The 25295-nt window shown below is 33.0% G+C and carries 21 protein-coding genes; 14 read left to right on the top strand and 7 right to left on the bottom strand.

The window, feature by feature from the left end; genetic code table 11:
* Positions 1–165: 165 nt before the first annotated feature.
* On the top strand, positions 166–2091 hold the full coding sequence (locus ACYVEC_RS03025) for a hypothetical protein (protein ID WP_460505603.1): 1926 nt from the start codon (positions 166–168) through the stop codon (positions 2089–2091).
* 220 nt (positions 2092–2311) lie between these two features.
* On the opposite strand, the gene ACYVEC_RS03020 is transcribed toward ACYVEC_RS03025, so the two are convergent.
* Entirely contained in the window at positions 2312–2704 is a 393-nt protein-coding gene (locus tag ACYVEC_RS03020) for a hypothetical protein (protein ID WP_460505601.1), read from the bottom strand.
* Between the two features lie 1390 nt (positions 2705–4094).
* On the opposite strand from ACYVEC_RS03020, the gene ACYVEC_RS03015 reads away from it, so the two are divergent.
* The 5 genes from ACYVEC_RS03015 (at position 4095) to ACYVEC_RS02995 (ending at position 8708) form a co-directional block, all read left to right on the top strand.
* Positions 4095–4841 carry a rolling circle replication-associated protein gene (locus ACYVEC_RS03015; RefSeq protein ID WP_460505599.1) on the top strand — a complete coding sequence of 249 codons (747 nt, stop codon included), beginning with the start codon at positions 4095–4097 and terminating at the stop codon, positions 4839–4841.
* Positions 4842–5103: 262 nt separating this feature from the next.
* Positions 5104–5880, top strand: a complete 777-nt coding sequence (locus tag ACYVEC_RS03010) for a recombinase family protein (protein ID WP_002068761.1) — start codon at positions 5104–5106, stop codon at positions 5878–5880.
* A gap of 30 nt (positions 5881–5910) precedes the next feature.
* Positions 5911–6060 carry a hypothetical protein gene (locus ACYVEC_RS03005; protein ID WP_165689465.1) on the top strand — a complete coding sequence of 50 codons (150 nt, stop codon included), beginning with the start codon at positions 5911–5913 and terminating at the stop codon, positions 6058–6060.
* Between the two features lie 15 nt (positions 6061–6075).
* Positions 6076–7644 carry a recombinase family protein gene (locus ACYVEC_RS03000; protein WP_078185000.1) on the top strand — a complete coding sequence of 523 codons (1569 nt, stop codon included), beginning with the start codon at positions 6076–6078 and terminating at the stop codon, positions 7642–7644.
* Between the two features lie 185 nt (positions 7645–7829).
* Positions 7830–8708, top strand: coding sequence for a radical SAM/SPASM domain-containing protein (locus tag ACYVEC_RS02995; RefSeq protein WP_063223983.1), 879 nt, complete (start codon positions 7830–7832; stop codon positions 8706–8708).
* Between the two features lie 38 nt (positions 8709–8746).
* Here the strand turns inward: ACYVEC_RS02995 and pepF are convergent, their stop codons facing one another.
* Both pepF and guaC read right to left on the bottom strand, forming a co-directional pair.
* Complete coding sequence (gene pepF, locus ACYVEC_RS02990) at positions 8747–10564, bottom strand: oligoendopeptidase F (RefSeq protein WP_098556570.1); 1818 nt, start codon at positions 10562–10564, stop codon at positions 8747–8749.
* 136 nt (positions 10565–10700) lie between these two features.
* Positions 10701–11684: a GMP reductase gene (guaC, locus tag ACYVEC_RS02985; protein WP_063223981.1), complete on the bottom strand. Its 984-nt coding sequence runs from the start codon at positions 11682–11684 to the stop codon at positions 10701–10703.
* 240 nt (positions 11685–11924) lie between these two features.
* Here guaC and ACYVEC_RS02980 point away from each other — a divergent pair, with 240 nt between their 5' ends.
* Both ACYVEC_RS02980 and dbpA read left to right on the top strand, forming a co-directional pair.
* Positions 11925–12956, top strand: coding sequence for an acyltransferase (locus ACYVEC_RS02980; protein WP_063223980.1), 1032 nt, complete (start codon positions 11925–11927; stop codon positions 12954–12956).
* Positions 12957–13144: 188 nt separating this feature from the next.
* A complete protein-coding gene (dbpA, locus tag ACYVEC_RS02975; RefSeq protein WP_063223979.1) occupies positions 13145–14590 on the top strand; it encodes an ATP-dependent RNA helicase DbpA in 1446 nt (481 codons plus the stop codon).
* A gap of 40 nt (positions 14591–14630) precedes the next feature.
* On the opposite strand, the gene ACYVEC_RS02970 is transcribed toward dbpA, so the two are convergent.
* Entirely contained in the window at positions 14631–15191 is a 561-nt protein-coding gene (locus ACYVEC_RS02970) for a DUF1836 domain-containing protein (protein ID WP_098555258.1), read from the bottom strand.
* A 164-nt stretch (positions 15192–15355) separates the two neighbouring features.
* On the opposite strand from ACYVEC_RS02970, the gene trhA reads away from it, so the two are divergent.
* Entirely contained in the window at positions 15356–16003 is a 648-nt protein-coding gene (gene trhA / locus ACYVEC_RS02965) for a PAQR family membrane homeostasis protein TrhA (protein ID WP_063223977.1), read from the top strand.
* A 223-nt stretch (positions 16004–16226) separates the two neighbouring features.
* On the top strand, positions 16227–17243 hold the full coding sequence (galE, locus tag ACYVEC_RS02960; RefSeq protein WP_098555259.1) for a UDP-glucose 4-epimerase GalE: 1017 nt from the start codon (positions 16227–16229) through the stop codon (positions 17241–17243).
* Positions 17244–17413: 170 nt separating this feature from the next.
* On the opposite strand, the gene ACYVEC_RS02955 is transcribed toward galE, so the two are convergent.
* Positions 17414–17815, bottom strand: a complete 402-nt coding sequence (locus tag ACYVEC_RS02955; protein ID WP_063223975.1) for a hypothetical protein — start codon at positions 17813–17815, stop codon at positions 17414–17416.
* 423 nt (positions 17816–18238) lie between these two features.
* On the opposite strand from ACYVEC_RS02955, the gene ACYVEC_RS02950 reads away from it, so the two are divergent.
* Together ACYVEC_RS02950 and ACYVEC_RS02945 are read left to right on the top strand one after the other, a co-directional pair.
* Positions 18239–18829, top strand: coding sequence for an AmiS/UreI family transporter (locus ACYVEC_RS02950; protein ID WP_063223974.1), 591 nt, complete (start codon positions 18239–18241; stop codon positions 18827–18829).
* 105 nt (positions 18830–18934) lie between these two features.
* Entirely contained in the window at positions 18935–19816 is an 882-nt protein-coding gene (locus ACYVEC_RS02945) for an NAD-dependent epimerase/dehydratase family protein (RefSeq protein ID WP_080468617.1), read from the top strand.
* 88 nt (positions 19817–19904) lie between these two features.
* On the opposite strand, the gene sodA is transcribed toward ACYVEC_RS02945, so the two are convergent.
* On the bottom strand, positions 19905–20531 hold the full coding sequence (gene sodA, locus ACYVEC_RS02940; protein WP_063223972.1) for a superoxide dismutase [Mn]: 627 nt from the start codon (positions 20529–20531) through the stop codon (positions 19905–19907).
* A 216-nt stretch (positions 20532–20747) separates the two neighbouring features.
* Between sodA and ACYVEC_RS02935 the strand changes: the two genes are divergently transcribed.
* Both ACYVEC_RS02935 and ACYVEC_RS02930 read left to right on the top strand, forming a co-directional pair.
* Entirely contained in the window at positions 20748–21818 is a 1071-nt protein-coding gene (locus tag ACYVEC_RS02935; protein ID WP_063223971.1) for a nitric oxide synthase oxygenase, read from the top strand.
* A gap of 361 nt (positions 21819–22179) precedes the next feature.
* Positions 22180–23748: a BCCT family transporter gene (locus tag ACYVEC_RS02930; RefSeq protein ID WP_199677972.1), complete on the top strand. Its 1569-nt coding sequence runs from the start codon at positions 22180–22182 to the stop codon at positions 23746–23748.
* A 109-nt stretch (positions 23749–23857) separates the two neighbouring features.
* Here ACYVEC_RS02930 and ACYVEC_RS02925 read toward each other — a convergent pair whose 3' ends face one another.
* Positions 23858–25156, bottom strand: a complete 1299-nt coding sequence (locus ACYVEC_RS02925) for an MFS transporter (protein WP_098555261.1) — start codon at positions 25154–25156, stop codon at positions 23858–23860.
* Positions 25157–25295 lie beyond the last annotated feature (139 nt).

The raw sequence follows: 25295 nt of genomic DNA, 5'->3' as shown, positions 1-25295 counted from the left end.
TGAGTTAGAAATTGTAGAAGGATATTTTTAAGAGTTATGAAAACAAGCTTAACATATTTAGTTAGGCTTGTTTTTTTGTATAATATATTAATAATTTCTAATATAATTATGCATAAGAAGAAATTAATCACTTAAAGTAATGCATAATTTGATGGGGGAGTTAGTATGGAGAGGATTAAATTTTATTCTGAGTATGATATGACATATAGAATGAGTCTGACGAAAATTGTTGAGCTTATTAGTAATTTTGACGCTAGTTCCAATGAAGAAAATATAAATATAATTCTTGAATACCATAATATAATCAAGTTTTATGGGATTGAGAATTTTAAGAGTATAATGATAGCTGAAACTGAAGGAAAAATAAATGATGTAATAAAAGTATTAAGAAGTAAAATTGGTAAATTTATAAATAATTACAAATCAGGTGGATTTTTAAAACTATATGAGGATATTGATATAGAATATATTGATGATTTTTTTGAACTGATTGAAATGTATAGTATTTATAATCATATAAGTGAAGATGATTTTAAAGAGTTTTTACACGGTGATGACATTCATTACTCTATGATTTTGCAATTTAAGAAAATAGTAAATAAATTTGGGGAAACTTTACGTATAAATATGTTACAAGACAAAAATGGAGCTAAAATATTGCTTCGTAAATATATTGATAATGAGGGCGGTGGAGAAAGAAGTATTTATCTTCCTCCGACCTTAACAGAGGAAGATAAAGAGAAAATACTAGTTAATTATATTGAATCTGATTCACCACATATCAATCGTTTGGAGCTGATTGTTAATTTCCCCTCGAAGAGTGAGTTGAAAGTTAAGGATAGGATAAAAGTAAAAGCAAAAAGAAGATATGAAAAAGAGAAGGAAAAAATATTTGAAGGTACCAATGTAGTTAAAACTAAAATGGGGGTAGCTGTAAAATATCCTATAAATCAAGAAGAAGCTGTAATATATAGAACAAATAATATGTTAAAAGAATGCAGTGTGAGCCGAAGGTGGATTGAAGAAAATTTAGATTTTAGTACATTGTGGAATAACTTCATTTATATTTTTAATTTCTTCGATGAACAAATGAGATTAAGTCTAGTGAGTAAATCAAGTGAAATAACAACTTTCGAGAGGATTATTCGTAATAGCTCAAAGCACTTGTATAAAAAATCCTCTAAATTTATTCAGAAGGACATGATGTCAACAGCTCAAATAACGAGTTATATACAAGAGTTAAAATCTTATCAAATAAGACTTGAAGAAATGATTGAATGGTTTTTTAAAGATTATTTATCTAAAGAGTTTGGTATTAATAGCTTTATTGTGAAGATGCCGACGAGTGTTTCCACTGATCTCGAAAAGTGTAGGGCAATTTTACCGGAAATTGATCGTATTTTAAAGCAATATGAGTTGTATTTGGAGGAAGGAGAAATTGATGAAGAGTTATTGCAAATTTCCTCATCCCATATGTTCTTTAAGGATTGTGAAAGTTGTAATAATAGGAAATATGTATATCCTACCGAGGAAGTATTTAATACAGTTGTATTTTTGCTATTCTCTAGCCAAAGTTCCATTTTTTATATTCCTAAATTACATATTCAATATAAGAATTTTTATGAATTATTAAGATTTGAGAAAGTTAAATTAGAAGATTTCCGAGAATATCAAGTGGAACGTATCGATTGGCTTATTAAAAATAAGTATATAGATGAGGATAGAAATGGATATTTGAAGTTTGTAAATCATAATAAGGTTATTTTATTGGCTGATTTGTATTTCAATGAAGTAATAAGTTATTGGAATTATCCTTCGGAATTAAGGGATGAAATTGATATTCTTATTAATGAAGGAATGGTTGCCATTGATAATAAACTTTTTACTAAAAGTGAACAGGATTATTTCGATTATCATTTAAATAAATCAAAATTTAGTAATTCGTTAGATTTGCGTAATAGCTATATACATGGGACTCAAACTAATGATGATGAATTGCATAGGGTAAATTATTTGATATTCTTAAAATTAATTGTAATTATTATTATTAAAATTAATGATGATTTGTGCATTAGGGATTTTAGCGAATAAAGCTGTATTAACTTATAATTAGTTAGAGTTTAGATATATAAATGATAAAAATTAACACTTTAATTAGTTTAAAGAATCATATCACATCGCAAGTGATAGTAAGGCTGAACTTTGAATTAAGTATAGTTCGAAAAAATTAGTTAATGAATGTCAAAATCCACTATTCAAAATAGTGGATTTTATATTAATTGATTATTTTTAATTGTTTAGAAGAGAGCATCTAATTTGAATCCTTATTATCCCAGCTTATAGCTATTATTGAAACCCCAAGGGCTAGGAGTGTCATCATATCATTTATACGGCTTAAATCTGAATCTACATAGCCATATCTAACATTTAGATAAGTATAATAAGCAGGAATCATAAAAACTAGATAAGGGAAATATTTTTCAAGGAATTTAGTGATTATTAGAAAGATACTTACTTTTCCTAGATGTTCATCTTTCTTTTTTACTGCAAGATACATACTTTTAAAAAAATCATTTAACGAAATCATTAGTGCTAGAAGGGAGAAAGAAGATAGCAATATAGTAGGTATTCCCCATGTGTTTCTAATTATCCCGCTGATTATAAAAATTAGCCCAATTGAGAATAGGTATTTACGTCCCATCATAGTATGGTTCACTCCCAATATGTAAATAGAATAGATACTTTTAAAGTAATTTATATTATAGACGGTTATGGAATAAATTGCTATAATCTACTATACGGTTCAGCCACCTTAGGGTAGGAAGGAACCAAGAAACTTATGATGAATTTAATGTTTGGTATCATCGTAATAGCAATAGCAATAGAAATATATATAAATAAAGACTAAGTTTATGAATAATGGTAGTTTGCAGCTACTTCTTTCATACATATTATAACCAATTCAATTATATGATAAACTGTCTCATCTGGGGGAGTATTTCGGAAGCGGAATTGTCCAAACCGCGGATTATAAGTACTTGAATCTCTATAGGGGGTACCGAAATTTGAGCTGTGGATAGGCATTTTGACTTTTTTGAATTGGTTAATGGAAGGTACAACCCCAGGTACCTTCCTTTTTTTTGTATAAAAAAAGAAGGTGTCCCCCAAGACACCTTCTTAACTTATATAATGGTTAATTATATAAGTTTTTGCACTATGATTAGATTAGAGCTTTTCATAGCGCTACTAGAACTTAAATCAGATGTAAGTTTTTTTGATCTCAATTGTGAAAAATTTATAGGCATATTCTCACCCGCCTTTCTTTTAATACCATGATGTCCAGTCATGTTATTCAGAAAGGAATTTACTAAGTTACTTAGATGTTTAATGTTTGTAATTTAATAATAACAACATTATTTTAATTTTTCAACACGGATAGTTTATATAGGTATCTAAAGTATAAATTTTTACATAACAGTAATTTGATTTATTTAACTTTATCAAAATATTTGTATTTAAGAATGAAAAAGGCTGAATAATAGGGGAAATGTTTTTGTTAATGATCGTAAAAGAAGAAGGAGAAAATGTTACTATTAAATATTTATTAGAGCATGGAGCAGAAGAGTAATCATGGAAATTAAATAATGTATTAAAATTAACCACTTGTTGAGTCGAGTGGTTTTAGTTTTTTATAAATTCTATCCTTATTTTAATAAGTATATATAGTTCTCTCGATAACTTGTTGTAAGTGATGGTAGTAAAAATGAATTAACTATCAATTATATTAGGACGAAGTCCCTCTGCGTAGCAGAGAAGAGCTAACTTTGAAAGTAATTAAAGGGGATTTTAAGATAATGAAATTCAGTAAAGTAAGGTGTATATAGAAGCTTATTTATCACTAGGGAATATTTTGGGAATTCGCTTAATAAGGTTGTATTAGCTAAAAGATTAAAAGTTGTAAGCCACCTATTATCTAGGTGGATTGTTCACATTTTGTTCACAATTATAATATTTTTTTAAAAAATTTATTAACCTCTCGGATATTTTTTTATTTTCCTCCTTTGTTTAAGTGAAAGTTAAAAAGGAGGAATAGAATGGAGAGTTATAATTGTAAATTGATTGATTTGGGTAATTATGTAAAAGTAATTAAATATGAAAAATCAATACCTACTGCTCAAGTTAAGGCTACAAGTAGAAGTATTAGTGAGAAGCTATATTTAGATGTACAAGAGAAAAGTTTATCTAAAGTAAGAAAACTGAAAAATAGTGAAATAGATAAATTTATCCATATTATTATCTTGAACTTTAAGGTTAATGACATATTTATTACTTTAACCTATAAAAAGGAAGAAGTTACTGTAAATGAAGCGAGTAAGGATTTTGATAATTGGATTAAACGAATGCGTTGGCGATATGGTGATTTTAAATATATAGCTATACGTTCTTTTCAAAAACGTGGAACTATTCATTATCATATTTTGGTCGATATACCAAGATTACCTAAAGAGGATTTAAAAAATAAAACTTTCGAGAAGATATGGGGACATGGAGAGGTTTATATTAAACGAATTTATAAACTGGGAGTTGTATATTCTCATTCACCTTTATTAAAGTATTTGGTTGGCAATTTAAAGGAGTTTAAAGCTGATGAAAGAGCGTTTGGAAAAAGGTTATATATAAAGAGTAAAAATCTTATTGAGCCTATTGTAATTAAGGGTGACTACAATAAAATTGTAGAGCATCTAAAGAAAGATAAATCCGATTTGGAGCAGATTGATAAACGTAAATGTAGTGTTGAATTTATTGGGAGTATAGAAACCCAAATATATAAAAAAGGATAAAAATTAAAAGTAAAATTAGTTTTAAAATATATATTTTTTAAAATGTCGATAATCCCTCTAATAACGATACATTTAAGAAAATATTTTGGAATTTGGAAAGGTTTAAAAAGGTATTTTATAAAGTTACTAAAAAAATTGTCAATTTTTGTTGGAATTGCAATTAAGAAGTAATATGATTTTTGTTGTAAAAAATTAACAATTTATATTTTTTTAGATGAACGTTACGTTAATTTTAAATATCGTTACACTAGGGGGATTTTATATGAATGTTATTGGTTATGTCAGGGTATCAACCCAAGGGCAGGCGAAGGAAGGTTATAGTGCTTTATACCAACAAGATGAGATAAGAAAGTTTTGTAAGGAAAATAATTGGACTCTAATTGATATATACAGTGACCTTGGAATTAGTGGTGCGAAAGTAGATGAAGAAGCCATGGAAGTAGAAAGAGAAGGATTCCAAAATATGCTTTCGATGCTCCAAACCAAGAAAGTAGACCATGTAGTTGTGTTGAATACCAACCGCTTATGGCGTTCCGATATCGTAAAAGTATTGATACATCGTGAATTTAATAAACATCAGGTCGATGTGAAAAGTATCGAACAACCTAATTATAGTATCTATAAGAAAGATCCAAATGATTTTTTAATTAATGGATTAATGGAATTGTTGGATCAATATCAAAGATTAGAAATTGCACTTAAGCTAGGTCGTGGTCGCAATAGAAAAGCCCAAGAAGGTGGATATGCAGGAGGAAGGGCTGCCTTTGGTTATAAAGCTAGGAAAGGCCAAAAGTACATTGAGATTGACGATAAGAAGGCGGAAATTGTACAACGTGTATTTAACCTAAGAGAGATATATCCTAAGTGGTCATTAACTGATTTAGCCAATGAATTAAATAATGAGGGATTTACCACTGCAAAAGGAAAAAAATTTACGAAAGTACAAGTTAAGCGAATTCTTGATAGAAAATCTTTTTATCAGGGAACGTACAGCTATAGGAATATAAAGGTAAAGGGGAAACATGAGCCTATTATTTAGAAATTAATAAAATTTAAAAGGGTGAGAAGATTGGAAAAGGAAGAAATAGAATTTAACTATAGTCAGGAAGAATTAAGAAGTATGATAATTCCAAGTGTAGAAGAAACGAAGTGGAATCAATTAATAGAGATATTAGGCTCTGTAATAACTGAAAATTACAATAATAAGACCGTTAATTAATTGGAGGAAGAAATAGTGAATTATAATAATGATAAAGTTGCAATTTATATTAGAGTATCGACAGATGAGCAAGCGAAGGAAGGTTTCTCACTTCAAGCTCAAGAAGATCATTTAAGACAATATGCCAAAGCTAAAGGTTACGAAGTATATGATGTTTATAGTGACGAGGGTTATTCAGGGAAAGATTATAATCGTCCTGAAATACAACGTTTATTTAAAGACCTTTCTCAGGAGAAATTTAAAGGTATCTTGGTTAAGTCTGTTGATAGGGTATCTAGAAGAGTAAGCGATGTTACTAAATTAATAGACGATGTTCTTGTACCAAGAAATAGCTATATAGTAATAAGTGATGCGAATCTAGATAGTTCTACAACCGGGGGAATTGCTATTATTCATTTTTTAGCTACTTTTGCTCAACTTGAGCGTTCAATGATTGTACAGAGGGTAAAAGCTGGCATGTCTAAGCGAGCAGAGTTAGGGTATTGGAATGGCGGACATGTACTTGGATACGATATTAAAAATAAAGAGTTGAAAGTAAATGCTGAAGAAGCTGAAATTATACGTAAGGTATTTAATTTAAGGGCTGAAGGAAAGGGATACAAGAAAATAGCTGTTATTCTAAATCAACAAGGGTTTAAAACGAAGAGAGGACAGCTATTTAGTATATGTACGATTAAAACGATTGTAGAGAATCCATTATATATTGGATACTGTCGGTGGGGACGAAAGAAGAATAGGATTGAGGAAACAAGTAAAGAGAAAATAGATGAATATAACTTGGTAAAAGGGAAACATGAACCTATTATTTCTGAGGGCTTATGGAAAAAGGTTCAAGGAGTGAATTATGCTCATAAGGAGAGTATTTCTAAAAATCGTAACTTCAACGGGGAGTTTTTGTTATCTGGTATTTTAAGGTGTCCATCATGTGGGGCAGGAATGGTAATGCATAAAACTAAAAAGCGAGATGGTTCAGGATATCATTTATACTATATGTGTCAGACTTTCCATAGTAAGGGAAAGTTAGCTTGTAAAAGTAATCTTATTCGTAAGGAAGAGATTGAAGATAAGGTAATACAATGTGTTAATAAAATAATTTCAATGCCCTCAATTGTCGATAAGACGCTTGAACGTATTCAAGAAAAAAGAGAATGGGGAATGGAAAGAATAAAAAGTGATTTATTGTACATAAATGAAGAATTAAAAAGAAGGAGAAACCGTATAGTTAAACTTAATAAAGATTACTTTGATGAGAAAATTCGGGTAGAAACATATACGGAGTTATCCGACCCGTTACGGAAAGAGATAGATGAACTTGAAGCTGAAAAACATAAACTAGAAAAAAAAATAGAAAGCGCTGAAGTACCAATTACTAAAGAAATGGTTATAAGGGCGCTTGGAAATTTTACTGATTTATATAAACATGCTAATTATGAGCTGAAAAAATCTTTATTAAGAGCTATAATTAAGAAAATAGAGGTTCAATCCAATCGTACAGATATAAAGCAAATAACTTATTGGTTTGATTACGGTAATAATCCAGAGGACGCTTTACTAGTTAGTAAAGAGGGGAGAACCGTATCATAAGTAAAATTACTTTTTGTATATAAAAAGAGTAAAAAAGGCCATTGGACAAAAATCACCGATGGTCTTTTACACATTAATAGGTGGTATATAGATTTCCTAAAATAAGTATGTTTCTATTTCTAAAAAAGTGTGCTGTAATATGAAGAGGAAAAAGTATAAGTAGTCATAGAAGTGAGGAGTTAAAGGTGAAGAAGTTTAAGAAATTTTACTTGGAGATTACGAGTGTATGTAATCTTGCGTGTAGCTTTTGTCCGCCGACGGAAAGGCAGAAGCAATTCATTTCTGTGGAGGATTTTGCTAAAAGATTAGACCAAATTAAACCTCACACAGACTACATTTATTTGCACGTGAAGGGTGAGCCGTTGCTACATCCGAAAATAGATCAATTGTTAGATTTAAGCCATGAAAAAGGGTTTAAAGTTAATATTACAACGAACGGAACGTTAATTAATAAGAGAAGGCATAGACTGTTAAATAAACCTGCTCTAAGACAAATGAATTTTTCATTGCATAGTTTTGATGGACACCCAGGTTCACAGGATAAAGAGGGCTATGTAAGAAGTATACTTTCCTTCATTAGAGAAGCGACAAGTCAATCGGATTTAATTGTTTCACTACGTTTATGGAATTTAACGCAGGATAATAAAACAAATGCTGAAATCCAGAAAAATAGAGAGTTATTATCCATCATTGAAAATGAGTTTGATTTATCTTATCAAATTGAAGAGAAGCTTACACCAGGAAAAGGTATAAAAATTGCGGAACGTGTCTTCATTAATCAAGACTATGAATTCCAGTGGCCAGCATTGCACGAAGAAGAGGATGATGGAAAAGGATTCTGTCATGGTCTTCGAAATCAAGCTGGTATTTTAGCGAACGGAACGGTTATTCCTTGTTGTTTAGATGGTGAAGGGATTATTAACCTTGGGAATATTAATAATGATTCATTTTCTAACATTATAGAAGGTGAGAGAGCGACAAACATTGTCGATGGATTTTCGAACAGGGTTGCAGTCGAAGAACTATGTAGGAAATGTGGATACCGTAAAAGATTTGGAAAGTAAATATGAAATAAGCCCTCATAAAGCGAGGGCTTATTTTTTTATTCTTGATAAGAGCGCTCTAATTGATCGATTAAGGAACCGACGTAAGAAACAGCTTTACGGATTGCATCTGGTTTTGACATATCTACTCCGGCGTGTTTCATTAATTCAAGTGGTTTCATCGTACCACCAGCGCGAAGTACATCTAACCAACGATCAACGGCAGGTTGCCCTTCCTCTTTAATCATTTGAGCTACCGCAGTAGATGCAGTGAGGCCTGCGGAATAGGTGTAAGAGTATAAGCCCATATAATAATGAGGTTGACGCATCCAAGTTAAGCCAGCACCTTCATCAATTTCTACAGAATCACCCCAGAATGTCGAAAGTACATTTGTTTTTATTTCAGTTAAAGTTGTGGCTGTAAGTGCTTCTCCTTCTTCTGCTAGAGTGTACACTCTTCTTTGGTATTCTCCCTCAAGTAAGTGAGTAACAAAGTTATGATAATATGTGCCGAGTAGTTGCAGAATCACCCATCTGTGCATTCTCTTATCGTCAGTAGTCGCTAATAAATGCTGGGCTAATAATAATTCATTCATTGTAGAGGGTGCTTCAACAAAGTACATGGATGGACGTACATTCATAATACGCTGGTTTTTATTTGCTAAATAAAAATGACCAGCATGCCCAAATTCATGGGCTAATGTGAAGCATCCACGCATCGTATTTTGCCATGTAATTAAAATGTATGGATGAGAACCATATGGGCTTGAACAAAATGCTCCAGTTGATTTGCCTACGTTATCTGCAAGATCGACCCATCTTTCTTTGAATCCTTTTTCGATAATGGAACTATATTCATCGCCGAGTACTCGTAAAGAGTCTTGAATAAGTTTTCCAGCTTCTTCGTAAGTAATTGCCGGATTAAATTCGGGATCTAAAGGTGCATGTAAGTCGCAGAACAGCATTTGATCGAGTCCTAATACTCTCTTTTTTAAATCTGCAAAACGGCGCATATGAGGCGCTAATTCTTTATAAATAATATCAAGTTGATTGTTATACATTTCAAGTGGGACTTTTTGTGGTTCTAAAAGCATATGAGTAACAGATTCAAATTTGCGTAAACGAGAAAGTGTTACTTGTTTTTTTACTTCAGTCGCATATGTTGTTGCCACTGTATTTTTATATCGTTTCAAGGTGGAAACAAATGATGAGTATGCTTTTCTACGTATGTCTACGCTTGGAGAAAACTCATATTTGCTCTCAAATAATGCAAATGAGACAGGGAGTTCCTTTCCTTGTTCGTCTTGTATGGAGGTAAAATCCATATCGGCTAATTTAGTCATACCGTAAATTTTGTATGGAGAACTATGTACTTCACCAAGCGCAGCAAGAATTTCTTCTGTTTCGGGAGAGAGCGTGTGCGGCCTTTTTTGTAGTATGTCTAGTAATGATTTACGGAAAGGTTCAAGTTTTGTTTCTTCAGTTATATATTTTTCAATTGTGCCTTCATCGAATGAAAGGATTTCATTGTGAATAAAGGAAAGTGCAGTATGTACTTTCGTCCATAAAGCAGCAATTTTGGAAGAGTTCGCTTGAATAACTGGATTTGTACGATCAGCAGATTCTTTTAAATTTGCATAGGAGTATAGTTTTGTTAACTTCATTAAAAGCTCTTCTTCTAAAAGTAGGCAATGTAATAAGGTAGTGGGGCTAGTGTGTAATTGCCCTTTAAACGCATCAAGTTTTTTTATATCATTTGTTAATACACGTAATGCAGTTTCCCACTCTTTATCAGATTCGAATAAATCAGAGAGGTCCCATGTTAGTTCAGTAGGAACTTCTGCACGAATATGGCGTTTCTCAATTACATCTTTCATTTATTATATCCCCCTTATTATAAGTATCTAAAAACATGATACTAGAAAATTCAGTAAAATGAAAATATTTAACATTTTTATACATGAAAAGAAGGACAAGTATAAAAATACTTGTCCTTCGAGTTAAATTTTAAAATTAATATACTTTATCACCGTTGAAAATAGAGTTTTTCACGACTACATAATCTACAGTACGAATTGATTCTAATTTTGTTCCACCAGCGTAAGAGATAGAAGATTGAAGATCTTGTTCCATTTCGATTAAAGTGTCTTCTAAAGAACCTTTATGCTCAACGAACATTTTTTTACCTTCAACGTTTTTCTTCTCACCCTTTTGGAATTCAGAAGCTGAACCGAAGTACTCTTTATAAAGTTTGCCGTCTTTTTCGATTGTTTCCCCTGGAGACTCTTCGTGACCAGCAAATAGAGAACCGATCATAACCATAGTCGCCCCAAATCGAATAGATTTAGCTACGTCGCCGTGTGTACGAATACCACCGTCAGCGATAATTGGCTTACTTGCAGCTTTTGCACACCAGCGAAGTGCAGCTAGTTGCCAACCGCCAGTTCCAAAGCCTGTTTTAATTTTAGTAATACAAACTTTACCAGGTCCAATACCAACTTTTGTTGCGTCAGCACCAGCGTTTTCTAATTCTCTTACCGCTTCTGGAGTTCCAACGTTTCCAGCGATAACGAAGCTTTCTGGTAAATGCTTTTTAATATGTTGAATCATGTTGATCACAGCATTAGAATGTCCGTGTGCGATATCAATCGTGATGTATTCAGGTGTAAGTTGCTCAGCAGCTAATTGTTGTACGAATTCATACTCGTCCTCTTTTACACCAACGCTAATAGAAGCGATTAATCCACGTGATTGCATATCTCTAATGAATGAAATTCGTTCCTCTGGTTGGAAACGGTGCATGATATAGAAGTAATTATTTTCAGCTAAATAAGTTGCAATTCTTTCATCAATAATTGTTTGCATATTTGCAGGTACGACAGGTAATTTAAATTTATGTTTTCCTAAAGTGACAGTTGTATCACATTCAGAGCGGCTATTTACAATACATTTTGCAGGAATTAATTGAATATCTTCATAGTCGAATACGTTTTCCATCATTTACACCCCTAAAATACGAATATTTTATTCATTTCGTTTAAAAATGTTCGTCCAAAAGATAATTTACATTATTTTCACTCATAAGTCAAAGGTTTTCATGTTTATATTTGAAAATTAAAGTTTAGCTACGTATTTTGTAAGTTCATGTGATGAAAATGTGTTTAAACATAGTATTATTTGATGTAAAATTATGTTTGGAAAATAAAAGTTAAAGAGGGAATTTTAGGAGGGGTACTAATGAAGCGTCTAGTATATATGGATTGGTTACGAGTATTAGCGACAATCGCAGTTGTTACAATTCACGTTTCGGCTGGTTATGTTTCTGTTTTAGATGCAAATAATGCTTCACGCTGGATGGCTGGAAATCTATTTGAATCGATTTCACGTGCAAGTGTTCCGATTTTTGTAATGATTAGTGGAGCTTTATTGTTAAAGGGGACAAAGGATATTTCAGTCGGGGAATTTTTACAGAAGCGTGCAAGTAAAGTGATTATACCTTTTGTAGCTTGGAGCGCTATATTTTATGCATATGGGGCCTATGCAGGGTATTTTCCGGCATCTTTAAAGCAAGGGATAAAGCACTTTTTAACGGATACCATTGGGGGACATTTATGGTTCTTATACATGATTGTAGGGATATACTTAATTACACCTCTACTGAAAATCTTTGTGAAGAACGCTAAAAAAAGAGAGATAGAATACTTTTTAATTTTATGGCTATACGCGTCTGTTGTAGTCAATTTAGTTAAATATTATTATCCTATCAACTTTAATATTGAATTATTTTACGTTACAAATTATGTAGGGTATTTCTTACTTGGTTATTATCTATCTAATTTTGACATTTCGAAAAAATGGAGAAATATTTCTTACATTGGAGGATTCGTAGGATTTATTAGTACATTCTTTATTACGTATTACTATACAGTAAAAGCAAATGGGCAATTAGAGCAGTTTTGGTATGGATATTTTGCGCCAGGTGTCGTACTGATGGCGATTGGATTATTTATATTTTTTAAATATGCATTCCAAAAATCAGAACGAGAATTACCATTGTTATTCCGTTTTATAAATCAAGCAAGCCTTGGAATCTATATTCTTCACTTCTTCTTATTAAATAACTTGTTGTACATGGTTTTCCCTAAGGTAAATGAGCGTGTGCATGCAATATTGGCGATACCTATTAATGTAACGATTACAATTGTTCTTAGTATGGTAATTACGTTAGTATTGCAAAGAATACCAGTTGTGAAAAAACTAGTTCCGTAAAAAATGAATATGGTATAGATAGGGCAGACTTATTATTAAGGCTGCCCTTTACTATTTTAAAATTATACTTAGATAAATTTAGGTTTAAATGAATTAAAAACAGTGGATTAATATAGTATCTTACTATAGTCTAAAGTGAGGTATGAAGAACATAATAGGTTAAATATAAAATCAAATGAGGTTAATATATGAGTAAAAAAAGTTTTAGTAATTATGCATTAAGTAAAGAGATAAGACGAGCACTTACTGGTTTAGGATATGAGCATCCAACAGAAGTACAAGGGGAGGTTATCCCAGTTGCATTGCAAAAGAAGGATCTTGTTGTAAAGTCGCAAACGGGAAGTGGAAAAACGGCTTCGTTCGGTATACCACTTTGTGAAATGGTAGAGTGGGAAGAGAATAAACCACAAGCGTTAGTCTTAACACCAACGAGGGAACTTGCTGTTCAAGTGAAAGAAGATATTACGAATATAGGGCGATTCAAGAGAGTTAAAGCTGCTGCAATTTATGGCAAATCCCCATTTGCACGTCAAAAATTAGAGTTAAAGCAAAAGACGCATATAGTAGTAGGGACTCCAGGACGTGTATTGGATCATATTGAAAAAGGGACCCTTTCTTTAGAACGGTTAAAATATTTAGTGATTGATGAAGCAGATGAAATGCTAAACATGGGCTTTATCGATCAAGTAGAGGCAATTATTGATGAATTACCTACAAAAAGAATGACAATGCTATTTTCAGCAACCTTACCGGAAGATGTTGAAAGGTTATCCCGTACATATATGAATGCACCAACTCATATTGAAATTAAAGCGGCTGGGATTACAACAGATAAAATTGAACATACCCTTTTTGAAGTAAGGGAAGAAGAGAAACTTTCACTTCTTAAGGATGTAACCATGATTGAAAATCCAGACAGTTGCATTATTTTCTGTCGTACACAAGAAAACGTAGACCATGTATATAGACAGCTAAAACGAGTTAATTATCCTTGTGACAAAATACACGGTGGTATGGTACAGGAAGATCGTTTTGAAGTGATGGATGATTTTAGAAAAGGAAAGTTCCGTTATTTAGTAGCAACGGATGTAGCTGCGAGAGGAATTGATATTGATAATATTACACACGTTATTAATTATGATATTCCATTAGAGAAAGAAAGCTATGTACACCGTACAGGAAGAACAGGACGAGCTGGTAATAGCGGAAAAGCCATTACATTTATAACGCCTTATGAAGATCGATTTTTAGAGGAGATTGAGGCGTACATCGGTTTTGCAATTCCGAAGGCACACGCACCTTCAAAAGAAGAAGTTATAAAAAGGAAAGCTGCATTTGAAGAAAAAATACACGCTAAACCAATGATCAAGAAGGATAAGAATGCGGATATAAATAAAGGAATTATGAAATTGTACTTTAATGGCGGAAAGAAAAAGAAAATTAGAGCGGTGGATTTCGTCGGTACAATTGCTAAAATTCAAGGTGTTTCCGCTGAAGATATAGGCATTATTACAATACAAGATAATGTTTCTTATGTTGAAATATTAAACGGAAAAGGACCACTTGTTTTAAAGGTTATGAGAAATACAACGATAAAAGGTAAGCAATTGAAAGTTCATGAGGCAAATAAGTAAACAAAAAACTATCCACTTTAATAGGTGGATAGTTTTTTGTTTAAGATCCTTTTAAATCATCGACTAACTTCTCTGCCAAACGTCTATACATATTACTCATGTTCACTAAGGAGTTTAGTAATAGAAACTTTTCTAGTTTTGGATCTTCTAAGGAAGAAATCTCACTTACTTCTGAAACGCGATTATTTATATCTTGTTTAAAGCTTTCGACGTTGTTTTCGGTAAGAGTAAGATAATCTTTATAGAGTGTATTTAATTCGAATGAACCATCGCTTAATAAGGATTCGTTTATATGTTCTAAGGAACTTTTTATGTCATTAATGGAAAGAGCCCCTTTTAATTGATAAATTAAACTGATTAAAATCATATGCTCTTTTGAGTATTTTTTATTTTTGATTGGAATAAACAATTTACCTTTTGCATAATTGTTAATCATTGTTTTTGTTAATACCTTTTCATCATCGGTTCTTGTTGTATCCGTATAAGTGTTTTCAAATAGTTGGACAACCTGGTCTACATACAAATCGACATTTGGAATGTCTTCCAGTGTAATATTTTTTTCTAAATGTAATGTTTCAAGCAATTTATTTATATTTTCCACGTAGAACCCCTCACTTTTATGACTTAGTGGAGCATAATGTTTAGTTTATCTCTAAATATGGTATTACGAAACAAATGAATTGTAAATGTTGACCTCTAATAATAATGTGTATATAATTACATATAGTTATTAAAACTACATGTAATTATATGAGGGGTGTTTATATGAATGCTTATATAAGAGAACCGGTTAATGCTTTTACCCATTTGGGAGGAGCTGTATTATCATTTATTGCATTACTAGCTATGCTTGTAAAAGTTTCTATTAAGATGCCATCTTTTGCGGCAATTACAGCTGTTATTTTGTTTGGCATCGGAATGATGGTTCTGTATACAGCATCAGCTGTATATCATAGTGTTGTAGCCAGTGAACGTGTTATTTATTTCTTTAGGAAGCTTGATCACTCTATGATTTTTATATTGATCGCAGGTACATATGCACCATTTTGTTTAATTACATTACATTCCGCACACGGTTTATTATTATTTTGTTTAGTTTACGCAACTGCCATTTGTGGTATTGTTTTTAAAATGTTTTGGTTCAATTGTCCAAGATGGTTATCAACAGCAATTTATATTACAATGGGTTGGTTAATTGTTCTGTTCTTTGCGCCGTTAGCTGCTAACTTAAGTACAGGTGGTATGGTGCTCCTAGTGCTTGGAGGTATTCTTTATACAATTGGTGGATTTATTTATGGAACAAAGCCAAAATGGTTAGAGTTTAACCATATGGGGCATCATGAAATTTTTCACGTGTTCGTGTTATTGGGAAGCCTTGCCCACTTTTTAAGTGTATATTGTTACGTAATTTAACAGTATGAAATTTCTGAGCAAATTTTATTTTTCTTGATTAATAAAAAAAGATATAGACACATATGTATGTTGAAGAGTTGCATAACGTAAAGGTTATGTGGCTCTTTTTTATATAAATAATAATTAAAAATAATTTTTTAGAATTATCAGTTTTTTATGATAGGATAGATTTGTATTGAGGTTATAAAATTTTATAATTAATAATTAGTGGGGGACTATATATATGGCGATACTTATAACGGGTGGAGCAGGATATATTGGTAGTCATACATGTATAGAATTATTAAATAGTAATTATAAAATTATAGTCGTAGATAATCTTTCAAATAGTTCAATCGAGTCCTTAAACCGAGTAAAAGAAATAACAGGAAAACAATTTGAATTTTATAAAGAAAGTGTTTTAAATCGTGAAAAAATGAATGAGATTTTTTTGGAAAATAACATTGAAGCGGTTATACATTTTGCTGGGTTTAAAGCAGTGGGGGAATCTACTATAATCCCAATTACATATTATTATAATAATATAATAAGTACGATCGTACTATGTGATGTGATGCAGAAACATAATGTTAAAAATTTTATTTTTAGTTCATCTGCAACTGTATATGGAATTCCAAAAACATCACCAATTACAGAAGAATTTCCACTGAGTGTGACAAATCCGTATGGGCAAACAAAATTAATGATTGAGCAAATTATGCGTGATGTAGCAAAAGCTGATGATGAGTGGAGTATTGCGTTACTTCGTTATTTTAATCCATTTGGAGCACATCAAAGTGGCCGTATTGGAGAAGATCCAAATGGGATTCCGAATAATTTAATGCCATATGTAACGCAAGTAGCGGTAGGTAAGTTAAAGGAGCTAAATATATTCGGAAACGATTATCCAACGAAAGATGGGACGGGTGTCCGTGATTATATTCACGTTGTTGACCTTGCAAAAGGACATGTAAAGGCACTTGAGAAAGTACTTAAGACGAAAGGAATCGAAGCGTATAATCTTGGCACAGGTAAAGGGTATAGTGTATTGGAGATGGTAAAGGCTTTTGAGAAGGTTTCGGGTAAAAAAATACCTTATAAAGTGATAGGGCGTCGTCCTGGTGATGTAGCAATCTGTTTTGCTGATGTATCTAAAGCGAAACGAGAATTAGGATGGGAAGCGGAATATGGGTTAGAAGAGATGTGTGTAGATTCTTGGAGATGGCAAGTAAATAATAAAAATGGATATCAAATGATTTAAGATAGTTAGTAAAGTATTCTCTTATTCTTTTATGTATACAATAAATTGTAATCTTTATCATGTTGCTTGAGATCAGTAATATGTTCACTTTGGGAAAGAGAACATATTACTGATCATGGCGTTTGAACAGCAAGTTGTTCTATATCAATTTTAGATACTGGAAAGAACTATTAATGAATGCGAACAAGTTGTTTATGATACACCGTATTACCTTCTTGGCTTGTATAAGGCGGTACGCTTCGTCCGAAACAATTTGCAATAATATTGGAGTGAGTAGGATAAGAAATACGAATTTCATACAAATTAATAGCTTCATCTAAATTGGCATAAAATACTGCTAGATTGTTGCCTTGTAAAGGGTATGGAAATTCTACAACTGTATCTTCACCAATGAGTACAGGTAATTTTACAGGACTAGAATAGTTAGACCAATCCCAAACCTCTATATTTATATAGTGTGCATAATATGCATCTAAATTTACTATGTTTATTACTGCTGAAACTGTTGCAGGCTCTCTTGTTAATACACCTGTTGAATGAATATCAGCTTGATGTGGATAATGAAGAGGCATAAATATCAGACCTTTCTAATTCAATATGATTGTACAATATTCTATGCAGATTATTGATAGAATGAAATAGGGAAAATGTATCATTCTATTAATTTTTTATAGAAATAAAAAATGTAATATTGAATAATATTCCAATACTTGTATCATTGGTAAAGTGCGTTTATAATCAAATAATCATTAGCTTTTTGATTGAATTACGTATTATTGAAAGCGTTTTTATTATGTGATACATTTCGATGGGCATGATTACTGTATGACATGTATCGAAGGGATTTTTTTATCGTTTTTTAAGGTAGGAAGTCTGACTTATATTCGAAAAAACTTTGTATGTAGTTGTAAGTAAGAAGGAGAATAAGGAATAATATAATTTTTACAAGATGGGGAGGGACAGTGTGAAAATGTAAGGTTTTCACATGAGGATATATGGGTTACGTAGGATTATTACTTTCGGGTGCAGCTTTATTTTTAAATAGTCTTGTTATATTAGGAAAAGCAGAGATGAAAGGTGCGGGTGTTTTTAATTTATTTGTAGGAGCATTACAAATTATTATTCCGTTCTATCTGATCATGATTTCTGACCAAAGCAATTGGACAGTGTATTCATATGCAGCTACTTTCTTATTTGGATTAACCTATTTATATGTAGGTGTTACCTTTATAAAGGGAATGGATAGTAGCGGTCTAGGATGGTTTTGTATTTGGGTAGCAATTATTGCCTTATTCTATATGGTTGTTTCATTTGTTCAATTCCATGATGTTGTGAATGCGTTAACGTGGTTTATGTGGGCATTACTTTGGTATTTATTCTTTGTATTAAATACACAAAAAAAGAATATCAATCAATATCTTGGAAGGATTGCTTTCGTACAATCATGGGTAACATTGACGTTGCCTTCACTCTTTTATTTTATGGGAGTATGGGGAGAGGGATTCGTATATGAACTATGGGTTTATGTATCCGTAATTTCTATTTTATACTTCTGTTATTGTATTTATAAATATCGAGTACGTTAATATATTTTCTGTAGAAAAGCATGGAATCGTTACACTAATTCCATGCTTTTTATATGTTAGCATTTATAATAGAGAGGTAGTATTTTACAATTTATCAAAATGGGGATGATGAAGTTGAAAAAAGTATTGGTGCTAGGGGGAACTAGATTTTTTGGTAAACATTTAGTAGAAGCGCTTTTGCAAGATGGACACGATGTAACGATTGCGACGAGAGGAATTACGGAAGATTCTTTTGGAAGTGCAGTAAAAAGACTTATTGTAGATAGAGAAGATGAAGAGCAATTAACAGAGCATCTAAAAGATAAAAGTTATGATATCGTATACGATAATTTATGCTATAGCTCGAATGCAGCGAATATAATATGTGAAGTTTTGGAAGGTAAAACAAAGAAATATATTATGACATCTTCAATGGCAGTCTATGAACCTGCACTAAACTTATCAGAAGAGGACTTCAATCCGTACGAGTATGAAATCGCGTATGGAGATAGAAATGACTTCAGTTATAGTGAAGGAAAGAGATTAGCCGAAGCAGTTTTATTCCAAAAAGCGACATTCCCAGTTGTGGCAGTTCGTTTTCCGGTTGTTATTGGAGAAAACGATTATACGAAAAGGTTACAATTTTACGTTGAACATATTGTGAGGCAAGAACCTGTCGCCGTGAATCATTTGGATGGAGAGTTGTCGTTTATACATGAAGAAGAAGCAGGGCAGTTTTTAGCTTGGTGCGGGACAGAAAGCATAGAAGGACCAATTAATGCTTGTAGTCACGGGGTAGTTTCTACTGGAGGAATTATTCATTTCATAGAAGAAAATACGGGAATAAAAGCACTCCTGCAAGAAGTAGGGGATCATGTAGCGCCTTATAATGAAGTGATTAATTGCACATTATATAATGGAAAAGCTAATGAATTAGGATTCCCGTTCCGAGAGTTGAAGGTAGAAATAGCAAAAGTATTATGTTATTACATACGTGCGATGAAATAATCATAAATCCCCCGGTGGCAATCCGGGGGATTCTGGAGGATTTCGACAATACTAATTTTACATTACCAAACTTACCTTATACGCACGACTAATGTTTTTGTGATTGAATTGCTTGTAAATACTTTTCATTTACCCGGTCCCAGTTCACTGTATGCCACCAGTTGGTAACAAATTCTGGACGCCGATTTTGATACTTTAAATAATAGGCATGTTCCCATACATCGATGACGAGTAATGGAATCTTACCTTCTTGCAAAGGTGTATCTTGATTGGGTGTACTCATAACAGCAAGTTCTTTACCATCAAGGACAAGCCATCCATATCCACTTCCAAAACGGCTAATTGCTGCTTTGGACAGTTGATCTTTTAAGTTGTCAAAGGTATTGAAATAATAATCGATTACTTTTGCAACATCTCCATTAGGCTCATCGCCACCTCGTGGGCTCATTACTTCCCAAAAAAGACTATGACAATAATGACCACCACCGTTATTTCTTACAGCTGTAACAATTTCTTTTGGTAAAGTATCTAAATTACATAGTAACTCTTCTAAAGATTTATTATGTAATTCCGTATAATTTTCTAAAGTAGCATTTAAATTGTTTACGTATGTCGCATGGTGCTTTCCATGATGAATAGAAAGCGTGTTGCTATCGATATATGGCTCTAGTTCATCATAGTCATATGAAAGCTTTGGCAATTGAAATGAAGACATAACATTACCTCCTTTCTTTTTAAAAGTTGGTCTAGGTAAAAATAATTTACCTGAGTCAAAAATACACCTATTTTTCATACAAGTCAATAGTAATCTCTTTAATTTTCTGAAAAATATTACAATAAAAGTAACACTTCGACTTTCATTTGTGACTCGTATTCTTTTTGCTTATACTGTAAAGTAGTAACGTTTTGTTGAAATAGAAGGAGATTGTTTATGAGTAAAACGAAACAATTAATAGAAGAAGCGAGTCATTTTATTATGATTTGCTATAAAGAGCTTAATAAAGAACAATTCATAGAAGAGCGAATGAAAGAAATTCAAGCTGAGATAGAGAATACAGGGACGTATGAGCATACATTTGAAGAACTTGTTCATGGATCGCGAATGGCATGGCGCAATAGCAATCGATGTATCGGAAGATTATTTTGGAGCAAGATGCATATATTAGATGCACGTGAAGTAAATGATGAGGAAGGTGTATATAATGCATTAATTCATCATATTAAATATGCAACGAACGACGGAAAAGTGAAACCGACAATTACGATTTTTAAGCAATATCAAGGTGAAGAAAATAATATACGAATTTATAATCATCAATTAATTCGATATGCAGGATATAAAACAGAAATGGGAGTGATTGGTGACTCTCATTCCACTGCGTTTACAGATTTTTGTCAGGAACTTGGCTGGCAAGGAGAAGGTACGAATTTCGATGTATTGCCACTTGTATTTTCTGTTGATGGAAAAGAGCCTGTATATAAGGAAATTCCTAAAAAAGAAGTGAAAGAGGTACCAATTGAACATCCAGAGTACCCAATCTCATCTTTAGGAGTAAAATGGTATGGCGTGCCAATGATTTCAGATATGCGCTTAGAAATTGGTGGTATTTCCTATACAGCGGCTCCGTTCAATGGATGGTATATGGGAACAGAGATTGGGGCACGTAACTTAGCGGATCATGATCGTTATAACTTACTTCCGGCAGTTGCGGAGATGATGAATCTAGATACATCGAGAAACGGTACGTTGTGGAAAGATAAAGCGTTAGTTGAATTAAATGTAGCTGTTTTACATTCCTTTAAAAAACAAGGAGTGAGTATTGTTGACCACCATACTGCTGCACAACAATTTCAGCAATTTGAGAAGCAAGAAGCCGCTTGTGGTCGGGTTGTAACAGGGAATTGGGTGTGGCTCATTCCACCGTTATCTCCAGCTACCACTCATATTTATCATAAACCGTATCCGAATGAAATTTTGAAGCCGAATTTCTTTCATAAATGATATTTAGTATAGTTTTTTTCTGCAAAATATAATTTTTTTAAATTACCGTTACGTAGCAAATGGAAGCCTTTACCCTCGGTTATTTTTGGAAGGGACTTTTTGAACCAAGAAGTTCCTTATGTTATAATCAAATTTCTGTTTCGAAGACCTTATAGAAATATAAGGTCTTTTGTTTTGCTTTTTTATATAAGAGGAATAGAAATTTTCTTTTAAATAAGGGATTTAGCATATTTTTAGGGACAACATAAGTGTGTAGGAAATTAATAAATTATTATACTTATATAATCATTGTGTTTTGGGTGTAAAAAATAAAACATAATAAAGTTGTTTTTTTAGATTGCTGAGGAAGGAGGAAGTGTAAATGAGGATGAAGAGTCGAAAAACGGATTGGCCTGTATTTCTTATTAGTGGGGGCTCACTTTTATTATTTGTAATTGCGGTTTTTTTAAATAAAAGTTACGTAGAGGGAGTCATTAATAGCAGTTTTACAGCTTCAATTAAATATTTTGGTGCCTTTTGGCAAGTTTTATTAATTGGTACATTTATTGTTGCAATGTGTATGGCGTTCTCGAAATATGGGAGAGTTAAACTTGGGGGGCTAGAGAAACCTGAGATTAGTACGACAAAATGGCTCGCTATTATTATGTCTACATTGCTTGCCGGAGGTGGCGTTTTTTGGGCAGCGGCAGAGCCGATGTACCACTTGATGACGGTGCCACCAATACATGAAGGTATATCTGCTGGAACGCAAGAAGCAGTCATGCCGGCTTTAGCACAAAGTTATATGCATTGGGGTTTCTTAGCTTGGACGATTTTAGGGACAATTAGTGCAGTAGTGATGATGTATGGGCATTACCATAAAGGTATGCCGTTAAAACCTCGAACGCTTTTATATCCTATTTTTGGAGAGAAATTGCGAAAGAGTATACTTGGAACGATGATCGATGCATTTGCCATTATTGCGGTAGCGGCAGGGACAATTGGTCCAATTGGATTTTTAGGACTACAAGCAAGTTATGGATTACAAGCATTGTTTGACATTCCTGATGTGTTTACTACTCAATTAGCCATTATTGTTTGTGTAGTAGCTGTTTCTACTATATCCGCGGTAACAGGAATTGATAAAGGAATTCAAATTATAAGTAATTTAAATGTTAGATTAGCAGTTCTATTAATGGTATTTGTATTACTATTTGGACCAGGTGGATTTATTATTGATTCATTTGTTTCTTCGTTTGGATTTTATATAAATGAATTTATTCCAATGAGCACATACCGCGGTGATACAGGTTGGTTAGGATCGTGGACAATCTTTTTCTGGGGATGGTTTATTGGATATGGACCGATGATGGCAATTTTAGTGAGCCGAATTTCAAGAGGGAGAACAATCCGAGAAATCATCGTTGCAATTGGAATTATTGCACCTATTATTACAACGTTTTGGTTTACTATACTAGGGGGATCAGGTGTGTTTTATGAGTTAATGAATCCTGGTTCTATCTCGACCGCATTAAGTGAATCGGGTATGCCAGCGGCTATGATTGCAATTACAGAGCAACTGCCACTCTCCAATATTATTGGACCTGCATTTCTTTTATTAACAATTTTATTTGTAGTGACAACAGGAGATTCAATGGCGTATTCGATTTCAATGGCAGTGACTGGAGATGGAGATCCTAGAATTAGTTTGCGAGTTTTTTGGTCGCTTATTATGGGCGCAGTTGCAGCGATTCTTTTATACATGGGTGAGGGAAGTATTAATGCATTGCAATCATTCATCGTAGTAACAGCTGTCCCAGTATCAATTCTGTTGTTCCCAATGCTATGGCTAGCGCCTAAAGTTGCAGGGGAATTAGCATTAGAACAAGGTATTGTAAAAGAAGAAGATAAAACTGCTTTCTTATTTCAGAAGGCTAGTAAATCAAAATAATAAATAAAAGAGGAAGCATCTTAAATGAGATGCTTCCTCTTTACTATTTATCCAACTACTTTTCTTGAAGGGGGATAGTTCTCGAACAATCATTTTGTACAGTTTTAATCTATTCTAATACTTTACCTTTCGTCTCTGGGACACATAATAGCATCGTAACTAAACCGATTGGATAGATAATGAAGATGAGAGAGAGTGCTCCCATTAAATTACCACCTGCAGCGAGTAATCCGATAATGACAGGCCCAAATCCGGCTAAACCACGTCCTGTACCGAAAATAAAGTTTTCTGCTGTAGAGCGAGCTTCAGCAGGATAGTTTTCAGCTAAAATTGCTCCGAATCCTCCCATCATGCCATTTGCAAAGAATCCAAGCAATGCACTTCCCCATAGCAATAATGTTGAATCTGTGAATAAGAAGAAGTAAATGAGACAGTATATAGTACCACCGACATAATAGATTGTAAAAGTTTTACGGCGACCAATTTTATCGGCTAGAATACCAAAAGTTGCAATTCCAATGAGCATGCCGATTGTAGAGATGAACATCCAACCGCTCGCTTTTGCTAATGTGTAGTTATATTTATTCGCTAAAATAGTGGGCATCCATGTAAAGATTCCATAATATCCGAAGTTCTGGATGAATGACATAATAATAAGTCCAATTGTTGTTATCGTTACTTTTTTATTGGCAAATAACTTTCGAAGTGGGAACTTTTTCATTTGCTTTAGTTGTTCTACTTCAGTATTTGTTAAATTACCTTCAGCTTCTTTTTGTAGCAATTCTTTTTTGTATCGTTGTTTTTGTTCCCATATTTTCGGTTCACTTAAACTTTTGCGAACGTAAACAGCTAATAAAGCGGGAATGAGTCCAAATAAGAAAACAGCTCTCCATCCAAAATGCGGGACGATAAATGCTGGAAGGAGTGAAGCGACTAGTACGCCAAATTGCCATCCAAGTGCAACAACTGATGTCGCCTTAGCACGCATGTCTTTAGACCATGTTTCAGTTACGATGGCCATTCCAATACCGAATTCACCACCAACTCCCATTCCAACTAAAAAGCGAAGAATTAATAATTGCCAATAATCGGTTGCGAAATAAATAAGTGCTGTTGCTAGTGAAAATAGTAAGATTGTGAAGGCCATCGTACGGATACGCCCAAATAAATCAGCAATAAATCCAAATAAATAAGACCCGATTAGCATACCTATTGTGGTAGCTAATGTTAAGTTTCCGCCTTCAACAGGGCTTAAATGAAATTCTTTTAAAATGTAGACAAGTACGAAAGATAAGAGCAACATATCTAAACCTTCTGCTGCATATCCTAGCGCAGAACCAAATAGTGTTTTATATCTTTTCTCTTTCGTCTCCTCTGTTGTTGATTGTACATCAGTAGTGACGTTCATCATTATTCCTCCTTATTTTCTTCTACAGTCGCTATGGAAGAATAACAAAAGGCCTTCTCACCTGATATGATGAGAAGGCCAAAAAAGCATACGTATCCCTAAAAAGAACATACGTACATTGTATTCCGACTTCCTTCTC

It is taken from the genome of Bacillus sp. MN7755, from assembly GCF_054771475.1.
Note: the sequence above shows the minus strand (reverse complement) of the source record. Positions and strands in the feature narration are given on the sequence as shown.

Bases quoted from the DNA above. Each gene is read 5' to 3' on its own strand.
- ACYVEC_RS03025 (WP_460505603.1), top strand. From the start codon at position 166: ATGGAGAGGATTAAATTTTATTCTGAGTATGATATGACATATAGAATG.
- ACYVEC_RS03020 (WP_460505601.1), bottom strand. From the start codon at position 2,704: ATGATGGGACGTAAATACCTATTCTCAATTGGGCTAATTTTTATAATC.
- ACYVEC_RS03015 (WP_460505599.1), top strand. From the start codon at position 4,095: ATGGAGAGTTATAATTGTAAATTGATTGATTTGGGTAATTATGTAAAA.
- ACYVEC_RS03010 (WP_002068761.1), top strand. From the start codon at position 5,104: ATGAATGTTATTGGTTATGTCAGGGTATCAACCCAAGGGCAGGCGAAG.
- pepF (WP_098556570.1), bottom strand. From the start codon at position 10,564: ATGAAAGATGTAATTGAGAAACGCCATATTCGTGCAGAAGTTCCTACT.
- guaC (WP_063223981.1), bottom strand. From the start codon at position 11,684: ATGGAAAACGTATTCGACTATGAAGATATTCAATTAATTCCTGCAAAA.
- ACYVEC_RS02980 (WP_063223980.1), top strand. From the start codon at position 11,925: ATGAAGCGTCTAGTATATATGGATTGGTTACGAGTATTAGCGACAATC.
- dbpA (WP_063223979.1), top strand. From the start codon at position 13,145: ATGAGTAAAAAAAGTTTTAGTAATTATGCATTAAGTAAAGAGATAAGA.
- trhA (WP_063223977.1), top strand. From the start codon at position 15,356: ATGAATGCTTATATAAGAGAACCGGTTAATGCTTTTACCCATTTGGGA.
- galE (WP_098555259.1), top strand. From the start codon at position 16,227: ATGGCGATACTTATAACGGGTGGAGCAGGATATATTGGTAGTCATACA.
- ACYVEC_RS02955 (WP_063223975.1), bottom strand. From the start codon at position 17,815: ATGCCTCTTCATTATCCACATCAAGCTGATATTCATTCAACAGGTGTA.
- ACYVEC_RS02950 (WP_063223974.1), top strand. From the start codon at position 18,239: ATGGGTTACGTAGGATTATTACTTTCGGGTGCAGCTTTATTTTTAAAT.
- ACYVEC_RS02945 (WP_080468617.1), top strand. From the start codon at position 18,935: ATGATGAAGTTGAAAAAAGTATTGGTGCTAGGGGGAACTAGATTTTTT.
- sodA (WP_063223972.1), bottom strand. From the start codon at position 20,531: ATGTCTTCATTTCAATTGCCAAAGCTTTCATATGACTATGATGAACTA.
- ACYVEC_RS02935 (WP_063223971.1), top strand. From the start codon at position 20,748: ATGAGTAAAACGAAACAATTAATAGAAGAAGCGAGTCATTTTATTATG.
- ACYVEC_RS02930 (WP_199677972.1), top strand. From the start codon at position 22,180: ATGAGGATGAAGAGTCGAAAAACGGATTGGCCTGTATTTCTTATTAGT.
- ACYVEC_RS02925 (WP_098555261.1), bottom strand. From the start codon at position 25,156: ATGAACGTCACTACTGATGTACAATCAACAACAGAGGAGACGAAAGAG.